We start from the raw sequence: 13,691 nt of genomic DNA on the forward strand, positions 1-13,691 counted from the left end.
TCTGTGTTCCACTCGTGGCATGTCCCTGCACGAGCTGCGCGACCTGCTGGAACGGCATGCACGTCCCGACCTGACCACCGCGATCGACGGCGTCCGGATCTGCAAGATCGACCCCGGCGCTCCGCCGGTGACCTCGATGTCGGGCACCGTTCTGGCGATCATCGCGAGGGGCGGCAAGCGCCTCGCGCTGGCGGACCGGATGTACGAGTACGGCGTCGGCCAGTACCTCGTGGCCTCGGTCGATCTCCCGGTGACGGGGCACGTCGTCGACGCGGGTCCGGGCCACCCGACACTCGGTTTCGGGATGACCCTCGACCCGGCTGCCGTCGCGGAGCTGCTGCTCGAGGTCGGGCCGGGGGACCTGCCTGGTTCCCCCGGTAACGCGCGGCCGGCAATCGCGGTCAGTGACGCCCCGGACGAGCTGCTCGACGCTGTCGTGCGGCTGCTGCGCCTGCTCGACCGGCCCTGGGACCGGAAGGCGCTCGCCCCGGTGTTCAAGCGCGAGATCCTCTGGCGGTTGATGACCGGGGAACAGGGTGACCTCGTCCGTCAGCTCGGCCTCGTGGACAGCAGCCTGAGCCACATCACGCGGGCCGTGCGGTGGATCCGGGAGAACTACGCCCGGCCGTTCCGGGTCGAGGAGCTGGCGCGGCTCTCGGGGATGAGTGTGTCCGCCTTCCACCGGAACTTCCACGCGGTGACGGCGATGAGCCCGATCCAGTACCAGAAATACATCCGCCTGCAGTCGGCGAGACTGCTGCTGGCGAACAACCCCCACGACGTCACCGGTGTGGGCAGTCGCGTCGGATACGACAATCCGTCCCAGTTCAGCCGGGAGTATCGGCGCCTGTTCGGTGTTCCGCCCAGCATCGATGCGGCACGCATCCGCGGCGGAGCCGGCCCCGCTGCCGGCGCGCCGGCGTTGCCGTGAGATCGCCCGCGCGGAAGAGGATCGTGCAACCAACCGCGACGATTCTGCTAGCACGGGGTCCGCGGCTTTGTTTTGCTGGAATCACCCGGAACGCACCTGATTCCGGACCATTGCCGGCAAAACAGGAGGCAAGGAATGAAGCTCGGCGGAAACCATGGATGACGCCGTCGCGCGAGCCCTCGCCATCGGCCCGGACTCCTCCCCGGCTGAGCGCACCATCGACATCACCACGCGGGGCGCGCGCACCGGCATCCCGCGCCGCATCGAGATCTGGTTCCACCGCGTCGACGGTCGCTGGTACCTGAGCGGCATGCCCGGGCCCCGCAGCTGGTACGCGAACCTGCGCGCCAACCCGCGGTTCGTGGTGCATCTCAAGCACGGGGTCAGAGCCGACCTGCCCGCGACCGCGGTGCCCGTCGACGACGAGCCGACGCGACGGCGAGTGATCACCGCGATCCTCGACCTCCAGAACCGGCCCGAGATCGCGGCGCGGGTCGCCCGGCGCCAGGAGTTCGACGACTGGTTCGCGCGTAGCCCGCTGGTCGAGATCGTGTTCGACGACGAGGACCTGCGGACAGCGTCCTCGGCGCGAACCGGGTAGCCGGGGCTCACACAAACCGTCACAACCTGCCGCCGCGCGCCGTCCGCCAACGCCGGCCACTCAACACACCCCTTCACGGAGACAGAACCATGAGATACCGCTCGCTGGGCCGGACCGGAATCCAGGTCAGCCCCTACGCCCTCGGCACCATGATGTTCGGTGCCCTGGGGAACCCCGACCACGACGGGTCGATCCGGATCATCCACCGGGCGCTCGACGCGGGGATCAACCTCATCGACACCGCCGACGTGTACTCCTACGGCGAATCCGAGGAGATCGTCGGCAAGGCACTCAAGGGCCGCCGCGACGGCGTCGTGCTCGCCAGCAAGGTGCACTACCCGATGGGCGAGGACCCGAACAACCGCGGCAACTCACGACGCTGGATCATGACCGCGGTCGAGAACTCCCTGCGCCGCCTGCAGACCGACCACCTCGACCTCTACCAGATCCACCGCCCCGACCCGACTGTCGACATCGAAGAGACGTTGTCGGCGCTGACCGACCTGATCCACAGCGGCAAGGTCCGCGCGATCGGTACGTCGACCTTCCCGGCCTCGGAGATCGTCGAGGCGCAGTGGGTCGCCGAGCGGCGCGGCCTCGCGCGCTTCCACACCGAGCAGCCGCCGTACTCGATCGTCAACCGGAGCATCGAACGCGAGGTCCTGCCGGTCGCTCAGCGCTACGGGATGGGCACCCTGGTGTGGAGTCCGCTCGGCCAGGGCCTGCTCACCGGCCGACACCGGAAGGGCAAGCAGACCGACAGCCACCGGTCCGGCCATACGCCGCAGTACTTCAGCGACGAGCGCAAGCTCGACGTGGTCGAACAACTCGTCCCGCTCGCCGAGAAGGCCGGCCTGCCGCTGAGTCACCTCGCCATGGCGTTCGCGATCGCCCACCCGGGCGTGACCTCGGCGATCCTCGGGCCACGCACCATGGAACAGCTCGACGACCTGCTCGCCGGCGCCGACGTCACCCTGGACGACGAGATCCTCGACCGGATCGACGAGATCGCCCCGCCCGGTACCGACGCCGGCCCCAACCAGGCGGTGTACACACCGCCGGCCGTCTCGGACGTGCGCCTGCGCCGCCGGCCGATCGCCGAGCGTTCCGCGGCCTGAGGCGACGCTTCGGTCGCGCCGGGAGCATCAGCTCCCGGCGCGACCAGGCGCCAGGGTCACCGCGACCGTCCGACGCCGTCCCCGCCCGCGGGCACGCGCCCGTGACGTCGCCGTTGCAGCTCGCTGATCCGCTAGGTCCTCGCGTCGCGTGAGGTGTAAGCCCCGGGCCGGTCTCGCTCAGTCGTCCGGGCGGTACGCGCCGGTGAGCCGGCCCAGCTTCAGCGCGAGGTGCAGGCAGAGCCGCTCGTTGCCGTCCTTGAGGTCGGTCTCGGCCAGCTCCTCGATGCGCTGCAAGCGGTAGTAGAGGGTGGTGCGGTGCAGCCGTAGCTGCTCGGCGGTGGCGTGGGCGTTGCCGGCCAGGTCGAGGTAGCGCTCCAAAGTCTGCAACAGCACCGGGTTCGGCTGCTCGCGCAGCAGCCGCTCCAGCCCGGGGTGCACGTCGGCCATGTCGAGACGCCGGCCCTCGAGGCGGGACAGCACCCGGTAGACGCCGAGCCCCGACCAGGAGACCACCCCGCCGAGGGCGGGCAGCCGGACGCCGACCTTGGCGGCCTGGAGCGCCTCCCCGTACGACCCGAAGACCTCGGTGAGCCCGGACCGTGTCTGCCCGATGCCGACGACCGTGCGCTCCACCGAGCCGAGCCCGCGGACGGCGTGGCGCAGGTTGTCGTCGAGCAGCTTCGCGGCGACCTCGGGGGAGGGGCGACCGGCGCCCCGGCCGCCGGTCAGCAGAAGCACGCCGTGGTCGTCCCGAGCCAGGTGCAGAGCCTCCCGGGGGCCGACCCAGCGCCGGCTGGCGACCAGCGCCTGTTCCAGCGCGAGACGGGCGACCTCGTCGAGCGGCTCGCCCTCGGGTGGCACGAGTTGCGCCACGAGGGCGGTGGCCGGCCCGTCGGCGATCATGCCGGCCTCGCGCAGGGCCCGCACCGACCGGTCGCGGGTGGCCTCGCTGTCGGAGAGCAGGGTGCGGGCAGCCTCGATCTCCCGCTGCGAGGCAAGCTCGCCGAGGAGGTTCTCGCGGTACAGCGCCAGCGACAGCTCGCTCATGAGACCGGTGGCGGCGATGTCCGCGTCCGGCATGGTGCCGTCGGGGTCGATGAACCAGACGAAGCCCAGCAGCAGGTCCTGGTGGCGGATCGGGACGCACACGCGTGGCAGCAGGTCCAGCTCCTCCGACGGCGGTGTGCGTACGGGCTCGCGGGCGTCCATGATCCCGGTGTTGCGGAACCAGGCCATCACCTCGGGGGTGGTCTGCCGGCGCAGGATCGACGCCCGGCGGACGTCGTCCATGAGCCCCGTGTGCTCGCTGTAGACGACCACGCGCTGGCGGCGGTCCTCGATCAGCGCGGGCCGGCCCGCGTACGCGGCGAGGGCGTCGACGAGGCGTTGCAACTCGTCCTGCATGAGATCTTCGCTCGCCTCCTCCCTGGAGCGTCCACTGGACAGGTACCCCACCTGGGCGGCCTCACAAGCCCCGCGGGCCTGCGGATCGGCGGCCGCACAAGACGATCATGCTGGTCGGCATCGACCGGGACAACCGCCTACCGGGCCGTAGGGGGTTCGCGTCCCGGCAATCGGGCGTTTGCGGGGTCGACATGCGGCGAGGCGCCCGAGATCTTCCGATTTGCCGTACACGGCCGCGCCGTGTCCTCCACAGTGGTGCCGTGGTCGAGGTGATGGCATGACCGGGTTGCGGACCGATCTGTACGAGTTGCGGATGGCCGCCAGCTATCTGCGCCGCGGGATGACCGGGCGGGCGACGTTCAGTCTCTTCTCCCGCCGGCTGCCGCCCCGGCGGGGCTTCCTCGTGGCCGCCGGGCTGGCCGAGGCGCTCACCTTCCTGGAGGACTTCGCGTTCGACGCCGACGACCTCCGCTACCTGCGCGACGCCGTGGGCTTCGACCAGCCGGCGCTCGCCGCGCTGTCGACGCTCCGGTTCACCGGCGACGTCCGGGCCGTGCCCGAGGGGCGGGTGGTGTTCGCCGACGAGCCGCTGCTGGAGGTCACCGCGCCCATCGCCGAGGCGCAACTGGTCGAGACCGGCGTGCTCAACCTGATCACCTTCCACACCTCGATCGCCAGCAAGGCGGCCCGCTGCCGGCTCGCCGCGGGCGACGCCGAGCTGGTCGACTTCGCGTTCCGGCGTACCCACGGCATCGAGGCGGGCGCCGCCGTGGCCCGGGCGTCGGCCATCGCGGGCTTCGCGGCGACCAGCGACGTCGAGGCGGCCCGTCGTTACGGCCTCGCCCCGTCCGGGACGATGGCCCACTCGTACGTCGAGGCGTTTCCCGACGAACGGTCCGCGTTCCGGGCCTTCGCCGCCGACTTCCCGACCAACCCGATCTTCCTGGTGGACACGTACGACACGCCCGCCGGGGTGCGGGCCGCCGTCGACGTGGCCACCGAGCTGGGTCTCACGGGTCCGCTCGGCGTACGGCTCGACTCCGGCGACCTCGCGGCGCTGGCCCGGGAGGCCCGGGCGATCCTCGACGGCGCCGGGCTCACCGACGCGCGGATCATCGCGAGCGGCAGCCTCGACGAGGACGTCATCGCCGGGCTCGTGGCCGCGGGCGCGCCGATCGACGGGTACGGCGTCGGCACGAAGATGGGCGTCTCGTACGACGCGCCGTCCCTGGACAGCGCGTACAAGCTGGTGGCCGTCGGTGATCGTCCGGTGCTCAAGCTGTCACCCGGCAAGGCGACCCTGCCGGGCCCCAAACAGGTCTTCCGGGATCCCACGGGCGCCACCGGCGACGTGGTGGGCCTGCGCGACGAGCCGGCGCCCGACGGACGGGAACCGCTGCTCGTGCCCGTCATGCGCGACGGCCGTCGTCTCGACCCGGCCGACCCGGCCGAGGCGGTGCGCGCAGCCCGGGGCCGGTTCGACGCCGACCTGCGGTGGCTGCCCGCGCGGGCGCGGCGGCTCGCCGATCCGGAGCCGCTGCCCGTCGCGGTGAGCCCCGCGCTCGCCGCCCTGCACGACCGCGTAGCGGCGGAGGTGAGACGCGCCGGCTCGTCCTGACCGTGCCCGCTCTCGCGCTTGACACGCGCTCGCTCTACGCCGACCAGGTGACGGCGGCCCGGGTGCCCAGCGGGCCGCCCGACGGTATGGCGCCGGGCCGGACGACTGGGTGGCGGCCTCCGAGCGCAACCTCGTGCCGTGCGACGATGGCCTCAGCCGGCTGCTGCGCCCACCTCGCCGACGCGAGCCATGCGATGGTCGCCGAACGCCCCCGGGAGCTCGCCACCCTCGTCACCGATTTCCTCGCGGCGGCGCCTCCTCGTCCGGCGTTGCCCTGACGGTCGGGGCAGTTCGTCGCCGGCGGCGTCCGTGCTACTCGCCCGTGGAGGCGGCCAGGAGGTTCGCCTCCATCCGCCGCATGCCGGCGAGGACGTCGCGTTGTTGCTCGTCGGTCATCCCGCCGACGGTGAGGCGTTCCAGGTCCGCCCACACCTGCTCCACCCGGCTGCGGAGGGCGAGGCTGGCCGGAGTCGGTTCGACCCGCGTGGCCCGGCGGTCGCCGGGATCCGGCACTCGGCGCACGTAGCCCGCACGTTCGAGACGCTGGACGGTCCGGGTCATGACGGCCGAGTCGGTGTCGAACTCGGCGGCGAGGTCGACCTGACGCTGCGGGCCGGACTCCCACAGGCGCATCATCAGCAGCTCCTGCAGGGGGTGCAGACCAACGTCGCGCAGCAGCTGGGCGGCGCGAATCCGGTGGATCCGGGTGAGCCGCACGATGGCGTAGCTGATCGGGCCACCTGCGGCGGCGCTCGGCGGGCTGGACCCGGCCGGGGTGTTCCCTGTCTCCACGAGGGGAGATTACCTGTCGTGGTCAGCGGTGTCCGTCGTCACTGCCAGCCAGGAAATATCGGCCAGTGGAGGCGCGCTTACCTGTCTTGGACAGCTATTCAGCCCGCAGGGCCGTACCCTGCGGAAATCAGGAGCTGATGATGAAGGCGATCACACTGAACGAGTTCGGCGGGCCCGAGGTGCTGCGTGTCACCGAGGTGCCGCTGCCGGAACCCGGCCCGGGCCAGATCCGGGTGCGGGTACGCGCCGCGGGCGTCAACCCGATCGACGGCAAGATCCGCAGCGGTGCGATGAGGGCGGCTCTCCGGACGCCGCTGCCCGCCGTGCTCGGGGTCGACGTGGCCGGGATCGTCGACGCCCTCGGCGACGGGGTCACCGGTGTCGCCGTCGGCGACCGGGTGGTCGGCTGGGCCGACGCGCCCGCCGGGGCGTACGCGGAGTTCGCGCTCGCCAGCACGTACAGCAGGCTCCCCGACGGCCTGGACTTCTCGGCGGCGGTGGCGTTGCCCGTCGCCGTGGAGACCGCGACCCGCACCCTCGACCTGCTCAAGGTGGGCGCCGGGGACACCCTGCTCATCCATGGCGCCAGTGGTGCGGTCGGCCAGATCGCCGCCCAACTCGCGGCCGACCGCGGCGCCACGGTCATCGGCACCGCCGGCGAGGCGAACCAGGATCGGGTCCGTGCGCTCGGCGCCACCCCCACCGTCTACGGGCCGGGCCTGGTCGACCGGGTGCGCGCCCTCGCTCCCCACGGCGTCGACGCCGTGCTCGACGCGGCGGGCAAGGGCGCTCTGCCGGACTCCATCGAACTGCGCGGCGGCACCGACCGGATCGTCACGATCGCCGACGCCGCGGCGCAGCAGTTCGGCGTCGTGTTCAGCGCGGGCCCGGAGCAGCGTTCCGCGGCCGACCTGGCCGCCGTGGCCGACCGGCTCGCCCGCGGTGAGCTGATCGCCACCGTCGCCGCGGTGTTCCCGTTCGCGCAGGTTGCGGCGGCGCACCGGCTCAGCGACGGCGGCCACGCCGGCGGCAAGATCGTGCTGGTTCCCTGAGTCCGCTCAGGGCGGACAGTACGGGCCGGCACCGACGGTGGAGGGCCTGCGGCGATGTTCCGCGGGCCCTCCGCCGTCGGCTCACGGGACCCGCCGGCCGGTGACCGCCGCGGTCACCGGACATTGCCGGCCGGTCCGAGGTGTCGCTTGATCGATTCTCGTCGGTAGCCGCTGGTCGCGGTGGCGGCGGCCGCTCGGCTCAGGCAGCCGCCCGCTCGTCGTGTCGAATCCACCGATGGCTGTCTATGTGTTGTCCATCGATCACGGTACGTGATGTCATCACCCCGCCGGCCGGGCATCCCATCGGGAACTCGAGACGAGGAGCTGGGTGTGACATCGAAACGTCTACGAGTGCGTCTCGCCGCCGCCGCGGCGCTCACCACGGCGATCGGCCTCCTGCCCGCGAGCGCCATGGCGCAGTCCCACGGCCGCGACGACTGGATCGGCACCTGGTCGGCGGCGGTCGCGGAGCCGCGCACGACCGGCACGTCGGCCACGGGCTTCACCGACACGACCCTGCGGCAGGTGGCGCACCTGTCGATCGGTGGTGACGGCGTGCGCGTCCGCATCAGCAACGTCTACGGCAGCGCGCCGCTGACCGTCGCCGCCGTCACGGTGGCCCCGCGCACCGGCGGTACGGGGACTCTGCAGGTCGACGCGCGGGCGCTGCGCCCGGTGACGTTCGACGGTGAACGGTCCGTGACGATCCCCGCCGGGGTCGAGTGGTTGTCCGACCCCGTGCGGGCGCGGGTCGCCGCGGACTCCGATCTCGTGGTGAGCATGTACCTCCCCGGCCCCACCGGCCCGACGACCTGGCACCCGGTCGGCTACGCCACCTCCTTCCGCGCGACGGGCGACGCGACCTCCGACGCCGGCGGCGCCTTCGCCCCGCTGGACACCGCGCGGTACTTCCTCTCCGGTGTGGACGTCGTCTCCCGCGCCGCCGGGTCGGTGGTGTTCTTCGGTGACTCGATCACCGACGGGGTCGTCTCGACCGTCGACGCGAACCTGCGCTACCCGGACCAGGTGGCCGACCGGCTGGCGCAGCGGCCCGAGGCGCGGCGGTGCGGCGTCCTCAACGCCGGCATCAGCGGCAACCGGCTGCTGGCGGACGCGGGCTCGGCGGGCGACTCGGCGCTCGCGCGGTTCGACCGCGACGTGCTCGGGCAGGCCGGCGTCCGCTCGGTCGTGCTGCTGGAGGGGATCAACGACATCGGCAACAGCCGCGGCGCGCTCGAGCCGGAGCAGCTCATCGCGGTGTACCGGCAGTTCATCGCGAGGGCGCACCAGGCCGGGATCCGCGTGGTGGGTGCCACGATCCTGCCGTACGGGGGCGCCGGCTACTACAGCGAGGCCGGAGAGGCCGACCGGCAGGCCGTCAACCGGTGGATCCGCACGTCCGGTGAGTTCGACGCGGTGGTCGACCTCGACGCCGTCACCCGCGACCCGGCGGACCCGGGCCGGTTGAATCCCGCGTACGACTCGGGCGACCACCTGCACCCCGGCGACGCCGGCTTCACGGCCATGGCCCGCGCCGTGGACCTCCGCGAGATCTGCTGAGGAGCGAGGACATGAGGAGATCATCGATGCTACGCGCCGCCCTGGTGGTCGGGCTCGTCCTGGCCGGACTCTCCGCTCCCGCGTCGGCCGCGTCGGCCGAGGCCACCTCCGCGCCCGTCCGGGCCTCCGACGGGGCGTACGTGACCGGGGAGACCGTCGTCGGCCCGCGCCTGGTCGACCTCACGATCCAGTCACCGGCGCTGGGCGGCACGGCGAACGTGCGGCTGCTCACCCCCGACGGGTGGGAGCAGCGCCGGCGGGGGGATCGCTGGCCCGTGCTCTACCTGCTGCACGGCTGCTGCGACTCGTACGTGAGCTGGACCCGCTCGACCGACGTGGCGAGCATCCCCGAGCTGCGGGACGTTCTCGTCGTCATGCCGGAGGCCGGCGCCGCAGGCTGGTACAGCGACTGGTGGAACGGCGGCCGGGGCGGCGCCCCGGCGTGGGAGACGTTCCACCTCCGCGAGGTGCGGCAGATCATCGAGCGGGGCTACGGCGCCGGCCAGAAGCGGGCCGTGGCCGGGCTGTCGATGGGCGGGTTCGGGGCCCTGTCGTACGCGGGCCGCAACCCGGGGATGTTCCGGGCGGCAGCCTCGTTCAGCGGTGTCCTGCACCCGCTGCGCGACGCGTCGTTCTGGTTGCCGTTCTTCGGGCGCACCGGGCTCGACCCGTACGCCCTCTGGGGTGACCCGGTGGCGCAGCGGCGGATCTGGGCGGCGCACGACCCGTACCATCTCGCGAAGCGACTGCGGCACACGGCGCTCTTCGTGGCCAGCGGTGACGGCACCCCGGGCGGGCCGTTCGACCCGCCGGGCGCGACCGACAGCCTGGAGGCGCTCATCTACCAGGAGAACGTCGACGTCGTGGACCGGCTCCGCGAGGTGGGTGTCACCGTCGAGACAGACTTCTACGGTCCGGGCACCCACAGTTGGCCGTACTGGCAGCGGGAGCTGCACCGGGCGCTGCCCATGCTGCTCGACGCGCTGGGAACGGGGCGCGGCGCGGCGGCCCACGCCGTCGCGCGGTAGGCCCGCGGGCGCCCGCCGGTGACCGTTCCGCCGGCGGGCGCCCCCACGCGCCGGCCGCGACGGGCCACCATGGACCTGCACGGCGCGGTGCCTGGACGGGGGGAGCGGCGATGGGTGACAGCGACAGCGTCGACGTGGTCGTCGTCGGGTGTGGACCGGTCGGTGGCGTGCTCGCCGCGCTCCTGGGCGGCCACGGCGTCCGCGTGCTGGTGGTCGATCCCGAGCACGAGCCGCATCCCCGGCCGCGCGCCGCCAGTCTCGACGCCGAGGTGATGCGCATCCTCGGCCGTGTGCCGGGGCTGGCCGACCCCGACTCGTGGGCCACGACGGTGCGCCGGTCCCGGGTGCTCGCCCCCGATCACCGGCCGCTGTTCACCGTCGACGTCCCCGACGGCGGGGAAACCGCGCCGCAGCCGGCGCTCATCGACCAACCGGCGCTGGAGGTCGCGCTGCGGGCCGGCCTGTCCGCCCTGCCGACGGTCGAGCTGCGTACCGGGCGGTCGGTGGTGGAACTCGAACAGGGCGACGACCGCGTCCTGGTGTCCCTCGACGACGGCACGCGCGTCCGCGCGGGCTGGGTGGTGGGCTGCGACGGCGCGTCCAGCACGGTCCGCCGACTGCTCGACGTGCCGTACGAGGGGGTGAGCTTCCCGCAGCCCTGGCTCGTGGTCGACGCCACGACGGACGCGGAGGTCCCCGGTCCGCCGACCGTGTCCTTCGTCCTGGATCCGCGCCGGCCGCTGGTCACCATGTCCCGTCCGGGCGCGTACCGGTGGGAGTGGATGCTGCTGCCCGGCGAGGACCCGGAGCGGGTCGCCGGGGAGACGACCGTCCGGTCACTGGTCGGCGCCTGGGTCGACCCGGACACGGTGCGGGTACGGCGTGCCGCCGTGTTCACCTTCCACGCCCGGACGGCGGCGCGATGGCGCCGGGGGCGGGTGCTGCTCGCCGGCGACGCGGCGCACTCGATGCCCCCGTTCGTGGGGCAGGGGCTGGGCAGCGGCATCCGCGACGCCGCGAGCCTGGCCTGGCGGCTCGCGCAGGTCGCGCGGGGGCTCGACGGCGACGAGCTGCTCGACGGGTACGAGCGGGAGCGCCGCCCCGACGTGCGGGCCACCACGCTCATGGCGCTGCGGGCCGGCCGGGTGGTGCAGAGCCGCAGCCGTTTCGGTTCGGCGCTGCTGCGCGCGGTGCTGCGTACGGCGGGCGCGGTGCCCGGTGTGGAGACGTTCGTGAGCCGTCGCGCGCAGCGCGCCCAGCCCGCCCGGCGCCTCGCGCGGCCGGCCGCCGGTTCCCGGCCCGACGCCGGCCGGCTGCTGCCGGACACGCGGGTGCGCGTCCGCGACGGTGACGTGGTCCGACTCGACGACCTGCTCGCGGACCGGTGGGGCGTTCTCGGGTACGGCGTCGACCCGCGGGCGCACATGGACGCGGCAGCCCGCGAGTGGGCGGCCGCGCGCCGGGCCGTCGTCCTGACCGTCGCGGAGCCGGGCCGGCCGGCGACGGCCGACGCCGGCTGCACGGTCGTCGAGGACCTCGACGGTGTGCTCCGGGCACCGCGGCGGCCCGCCGCCACGGTCGTACGCCCGGACCGGTTCCTGCTCGGCACCTTTCCCGTGCCACTGGACGGCAACGTGCTGCACGTGCGCCCGGCCCACCGGGAACGGGGGCGCTAGCCCCGGCGGAGCGCGAACCAGCCCACCGCCACGAGGGTGACGGCCAGCGCGGTCAGGATGAGGCCCATCGCGAGCGCCCGGGGCATGGGCACGAGCTGGGCGACCTGCTGGATCAGCAGGCCGGTGGCGACGAGCGCGACGCCACCGCCGACGCGGACCGGCTGCGGCCGCTGGTCGGCCGGGGGACGACCGATGCGGAACCGGCGGGGAAGCCGCCGCGTCACGGCGATGCGGACGCCGGCCACGATCAGGACGAGGCCGGCCACGGCGAGCACCACGCGGAGAGCGGTCAGCACGATGTCGCCCGCGGCCATGCCCTCAGGGTCGTCGGGTCGGGCCCCGTGGGCAACCGGGCCCGGCCCGTGGTGCGGTCAGGACGGCGCGGCCTGGTGCCGGCGGAGGAGTTCCTGGAGCGCGTGGATCTCGGCGGCGAGCGCCTGCCGTCCCCGGCGGCTGATCCGGATCCAGGTCTTGGGCCGGCGGCCGTGGTAGCCCCGTTCCACCTCGACCAGGCCCGCCTCCTCGAGCACGGCGAGGTGCCGGGAGAGGTTGCCGGCCGTGAGTTCGAGCGCCGTGCGGAGGTAGGACACCTCGACCCGTTCGGTCTCCGCCGCGATGGTGAGGATTCCGAGGCGGTGTCGCTGGTGGACGGTGTCGCTGAGACCGTTGGTGGGGTGTCGCGCGGCGCCGGCGGGCGGGGTGGGTTCGGCGTTCACTCTGCTCTCTTCGCGGTGTTCCGGGTGACGAGGAGGGCGACGGCGCCGCCCGCGACGAGGATGGGCGCGGGCAGCAGGGCCGCCAGCATGTAGGTGTGCCGGTTCACGTCGCCGGGGCCGAGGTCGGCCGTGTGGAAGTAGAGGTTCACGAGCAGCAGCGCGGCGGCGTAGACGACGACCACGGCCCACAGGACGCGGCTGCGCTCCAGGTGGGCGAGGACGGCGAACCCCAGCGCGATGACCAGGTGGGGCAGCATGCCCCGGCCGGCGACGCCCAGCAGGGGCGAGGTCAGCCACCGCGTCGCCTCCGACACGCCCGTCGCCGTGTTCCGCAGCAGGAAGCTCAGGACGAGCGGCAGCACGAGCGCCACCAGGGTGCCCGCGATCCCGGCGACGAGGTAGGCACGCGTCGAGGTCTGAACGCCCACCCGCCGGGCGTGCCACCGGTACCAGGCGAGGCTCAGTAGGTAGCCGCCGATCAGGGCCACGAGCCAGTACCAACCGAGGGCCGCCGAGCGCTCCAGGAGATCCCCGCCGAGCCCGGTGAGCGGGGGGTTGGCGATGGTCGCGCGCACGGCGGGCGGGGCCTGCGACTCGACGTACAGCGGCGCGGCCGCGGCCATGAGCAGACCGAACAGCAGGAGCGGGAGCCAGTACGCGTGCCGGGCGGCGCGGGCGCGGCGGCGTAGGGCCGTCACGGTGGCCAGCAGCTCCCGCGGGCCGTCCTCGTGGCGTGACGCGGCGTTCGGCTCGTTCGACATGGCGCCCTCCCGCATGGTCCGGCGTGGATGCTGCACTGCCAATAGGTTTGCATCCCAAACCATTCTGCGCAAGAGAAATGACCGACCCGCCGGGTTTCCGATCTCCCGCTCAGGCCGCCCGGGCCGGCCCGGCACAGGCCGAGCTGGCCCGCTGGATCGCCTCGATGCAGGCGGTCGCCAGCTCGGCGGCGGTCAGGTCGTACATGGCGTGGGGATCGATCCGCAGCGCGGCCAGGCGTCCGTCGGCACGGACGGTGGCCTCGACGTACCCGGCGGGGTCGGCCGCCGTGACGGGCTTGGCGTCGGTGTGGTCGTTCATGATCGGTGCTCCTTGTTCGGAACGGGGCGCGGCAGGCCCCGACCGAACCGGCCGGGACCTGCCGCGGAGGGTGGAAGGGACGGTCAGCGGCCTCCGACGCCCGGGCGCGGCGCGG

The 13,691-nt window shown here is 73.5% G+C and carries 15 protein-coding genes; 9 read left to right on the plus strand and 6 right to left on the minus strand.

Annotated elements, in window-relative coordinates:
• The first annotated feature begins 19 nt into the window (after positions 1–19).
• The 3 genes from ACSNOA_RS14245 (at position 20) to ACSNOA_RS14255 (ending at position 2,650) form a co-directional block, all read left to right on the plus strand.
• Positions 20–931, plus strand: a complete 912-nt coding sequence (locus ACSNOA_RS14245) for an AraC family transcriptional regulator (RefSeq protein WP_436658576.1) — start codon at positions 20–22, stop codon at positions 929–931.
• A 154-nt stretch (positions 932–1,085) separates the two neighbouring features.
• Positions 1,086–1,532 carry a nitroreductase/quinone reductase family protein gene (locus tag ACSNOA_RS14250; RefSeq protein ID WP_436658578.1) on the plus strand — a complete coding sequence of 149 codons (447 nt, stop codon included), beginning with the start codon at positions 1,086–1,088 and terminating at the stop codon, positions 1,530–1,532.
• A gap of 89 nt (positions 1,533–1,621) precedes the next feature.
• The gene (locus tag ACSNOA_RS14255; RefSeq protein WP_436658580.1) at positions 1,622–2,650 is read left to right on the plus strand and encodes an aldo/keto reductase; all 1,029 of its coding nucleotides are present in this window, start codon (positions 1,622–1,624) and stop codon (positions 2,648–2,650) included.
• 177 nt (positions 2,651–2,827) lie between these two features.
• Here the strand turns inward: ACSNOA_RS14255 and ACSNOA_RS14260 are convergent, their stop codons facing one another.
• Positions 2,828–4,054 (minus strand): PucR family transcriptional regulator, encoded by a 1,227-nt coding sequence (locus tag ACSNOA_RS14260; RefSeq protein ID WP_436658582.1) that lies wholly within the window; start codon positions 4,052–4,054, stop codon positions 2,828–2,830.
• 277 nt (positions 4,055–4,331) lie between these two features.
• On the opposite strand from ACSNOA_RS14260, the gene ACSNOA_RS14265 reads away from it, so the two are divergent.
• Together ACSNOA_RS14265 and ACSNOA_RS14270 are read left to right on the plus strand one after the other, a co-directional pair.
• Positions 4,332–5,672, plus strand: coding sequence for a nicotinate phosphoribosyltransferase (locus ACSNOA_RS14265; RefSeq protein WP_436658584.1), 1,341 nt, complete (start codon positions 4,332–4,334; stop codon positions 5,670–5,672).
• Positions 5,673–5,818: 146 nt separating this feature from the next.
• Complete coding sequence (locus ACSNOA_RS14270) at positions 5,819–5,950, plus strand: hypothetical protein (RefSeq protein ID WP_436658586.1); 132 nt, start codon at positions 5,819–5,821, stop codon at positions 5,948–5,950.
• Positions 5,951–5,984: 34 nt separating this feature from the next.
• On the opposite strand, the gene ACSNOA_RS14275 is transcribed toward ACSNOA_RS14270, so the two are convergent.
• Positions 5,985–6,464, minus strand: a complete 480-nt coding sequence (locus ACSNOA_RS14275; protein ID WP_436658589.1) for a MarR family winged helix-turn-helix transcriptional regulator — start codon at positions 6,462–6,464, stop codon at positions 5,985–5,987.
• A gap of 140 nt (positions 6,465–6,604) precedes the next feature.
• Between ACSNOA_RS14275 and ACSNOA_RS14280 the strand changes: the two genes are divergently transcribed.
• The 4 genes from ACSNOA_RS14280 (at position 6,605) to ACSNOA_RS14295 (ending at position 11,780) form a co-directional block, all read left to right on the plus strand.
• Positions 6,605–7,516 (plus strand): NADP-dependent oxidoreductase, encoded by a 912-nt coding sequence (locus tag ACSNOA_RS14280; protein ID WP_436658590.1) that lies wholly within the window; start codon positions 6,605–6,607, stop codon positions 7,514–7,516.
• Positions 7,517–7,846: 330 nt separating this feature from the next.
• Positions 7,847–9,076 carry an SGNH/GDSL hydrolase family protein gene (locus ACSNOA_RS14285; protein ID WP_436658591.1) on the plus strand — a complete coding sequence of 410 codons (1,230 nt, stop codon included), beginning with the start codon at positions 7,847–7,849 and terminating at the stop codon, positions 9,074–9,076.
• An 11-nt stretch (positions 9,077–9,087) separates the two neighbouring features.
• Entirely contained in the window at positions 9,088–10,104 is a 1,017-nt protein-coding gene (locus ACSNOA_RS14290; protein ID WP_436658593.1) for an alpha/beta hydrolase, read from the plus strand.
• Positions 10,105–10,214: 110 nt separating this feature from the next.
• Entirely contained in the window at positions 10,215–11,780 is a 1,566-nt protein-coding gene (locus ACSNOA_RS14295; RefSeq protein ID WP_436658595.1) for a bifunctional 3-(3-hydroxy-phenyl)propionate/3-hydroxycinnamic acid hydroxylase, read from the plus strand.
• On the opposite strand, the gene ACSNOA_RS14300 is transcribed toward ACSNOA_RS14295, so the two are convergent.
• The 4 genes from ACSNOA_RS14300 to ACSNOA_RS14315 form a co-directional block, all read right to left on the minus strand.
• Positions 11,777–12,094: a hypothetical protein gene (locus ACSNOA_RS14300; protein WP_436658597.1), complete on the minus strand. Its 318-nt coding sequence runs from the start codon at positions 12,092–12,094 to the stop codon at positions 11,777–11,779. The genes ACSNOA_RS14295 and ACSNOA_RS14300 overlap by 4 nt on opposite strands.
• 57 nt (positions 12,095–12,151) lie before the next feature.
• Entirely contained in the window at positions 12,152–12,496 is a 345-nt protein-coding gene (locus ACSNOA_RS14305) for a transcriptional regulator (protein WP_436658598.1), read from the minus strand.
• On the minus strand, positions 12,493–13,257 hold the full coding sequence (locus ACSNOA_RS14310) for a hypothetical protein (RefSeq protein WP_436658599.1): 765 nt from the start codon (positions 13,255–13,257) through the stop codon (positions 12,493–12,495). Before ACSNOA_RS14310 ends, ACSNOA_RS14305 begins: the two co-directional genes overlap by 4 nt.
• A 109-nt stretch (positions 13,258–13,366) precedes the next feature.
• Entirely contained in the window at positions 13,367–13,576 is a 210-nt protein-coding gene (locus ACSNOA_RS14315; protein WP_436658601.1) for a YbaB/EbfC family nucleoid-associated protein, read from the minus strand.
• Positions 13,577–13,691: the final 115 nt, after the last annotated feature.

It is taken from the genome of Micromonospora sp. URMC 103 (assembly GCF_051386435.1).
Lineage (GTDB): Bacteria > Actinomycetota > Actinomycetes > Mycobacteriales > Micromonosporaceae > Micromonospora.

Coding starts and splice junctions, on each gene's coding strand:
- ACSNOA_RS14245 (WP_436658576.1), top strand. CDS start 20: ATGTCCCTGCACGAGCTGCGCGACCTGCTGGAACGGCATGCACGTCCC.
- ACSNOA_RS14250 (WP_436658578.1), top strand. CDS start 1,086: ATGGATGACGCCGTCGCGCGAGCCCTCGCCATCGGCCCGGACTCCTCC.
- ACSNOA_RS14255 (WP_436658580.1), top strand. CDS start 1,622: ATGAGATACCGCTCGCTGGGCCGGACCGGAATCCAGGTCAGCCCCTAC.
- ACSNOA_RS14260 (WP_436658582.1), bottom strand. CDS start 4,054: ATGCAGGACGAGTTGCAACGCCTCGTCGACGCCCTCGCCGCGTACGCG.
- ACSNOA_RS14265 (WP_436658584.1), top strand. CDS start 4,332: ATGACCGGGTTGCGGACCGATCTGTACGAGTTGCGGATGGCCGCCAGC.
- ACSNOA_RS14270 (WP_436658586.1), top strand. CDS start 5,819: ATGGCCTCAGCCGGCTGCTGCGCCCACCTCGCCGACGCGAGCCATGCG.
- ACSNOA_RS14280 (WP_436658590.1), top strand. CDS start 6,605: ATGAAGGCGATCACACTGAACGAGTTCGGCGGGCCCGAGGTGCTGCGT.
- ACSNOA_RS14290 (WP_436658593.1), top strand. CDS start 9,088: ATGAGGAGATCATCGATGCTACGCGCCGCCCTGGTGGTCGGGCTCGTC.
- ACSNOA_RS14295 (WP_436658595.1), top strand. CDS start 10,215: ATGGGTGACAGCGACAGCGTCGACGTGGTCGTCGTCGGGTGTGGACCG.
- ACSNOA_RS14300 (WP_436658597.1), bottom strand. CDS start 12,094: ATGGCCGCGGGCGACATCGTGCTGACCGCTCTCCGCGTGGTGCTCGCC.
- ACSNOA_RS14310 (WP_436658599.1), bottom strand. CDS start 13,257: ATGTCGAACGAGCCGAACGCCGCGTCACGCCACGAGGACGGCCCGCGG.
- ACSNOA_RS14315 (WP_436658601.1), bottom strand. CDS start 13,576: ATGAACGACCACACCGACGCCAAGCCCGTCACGGCGGCCGACCCCGCC.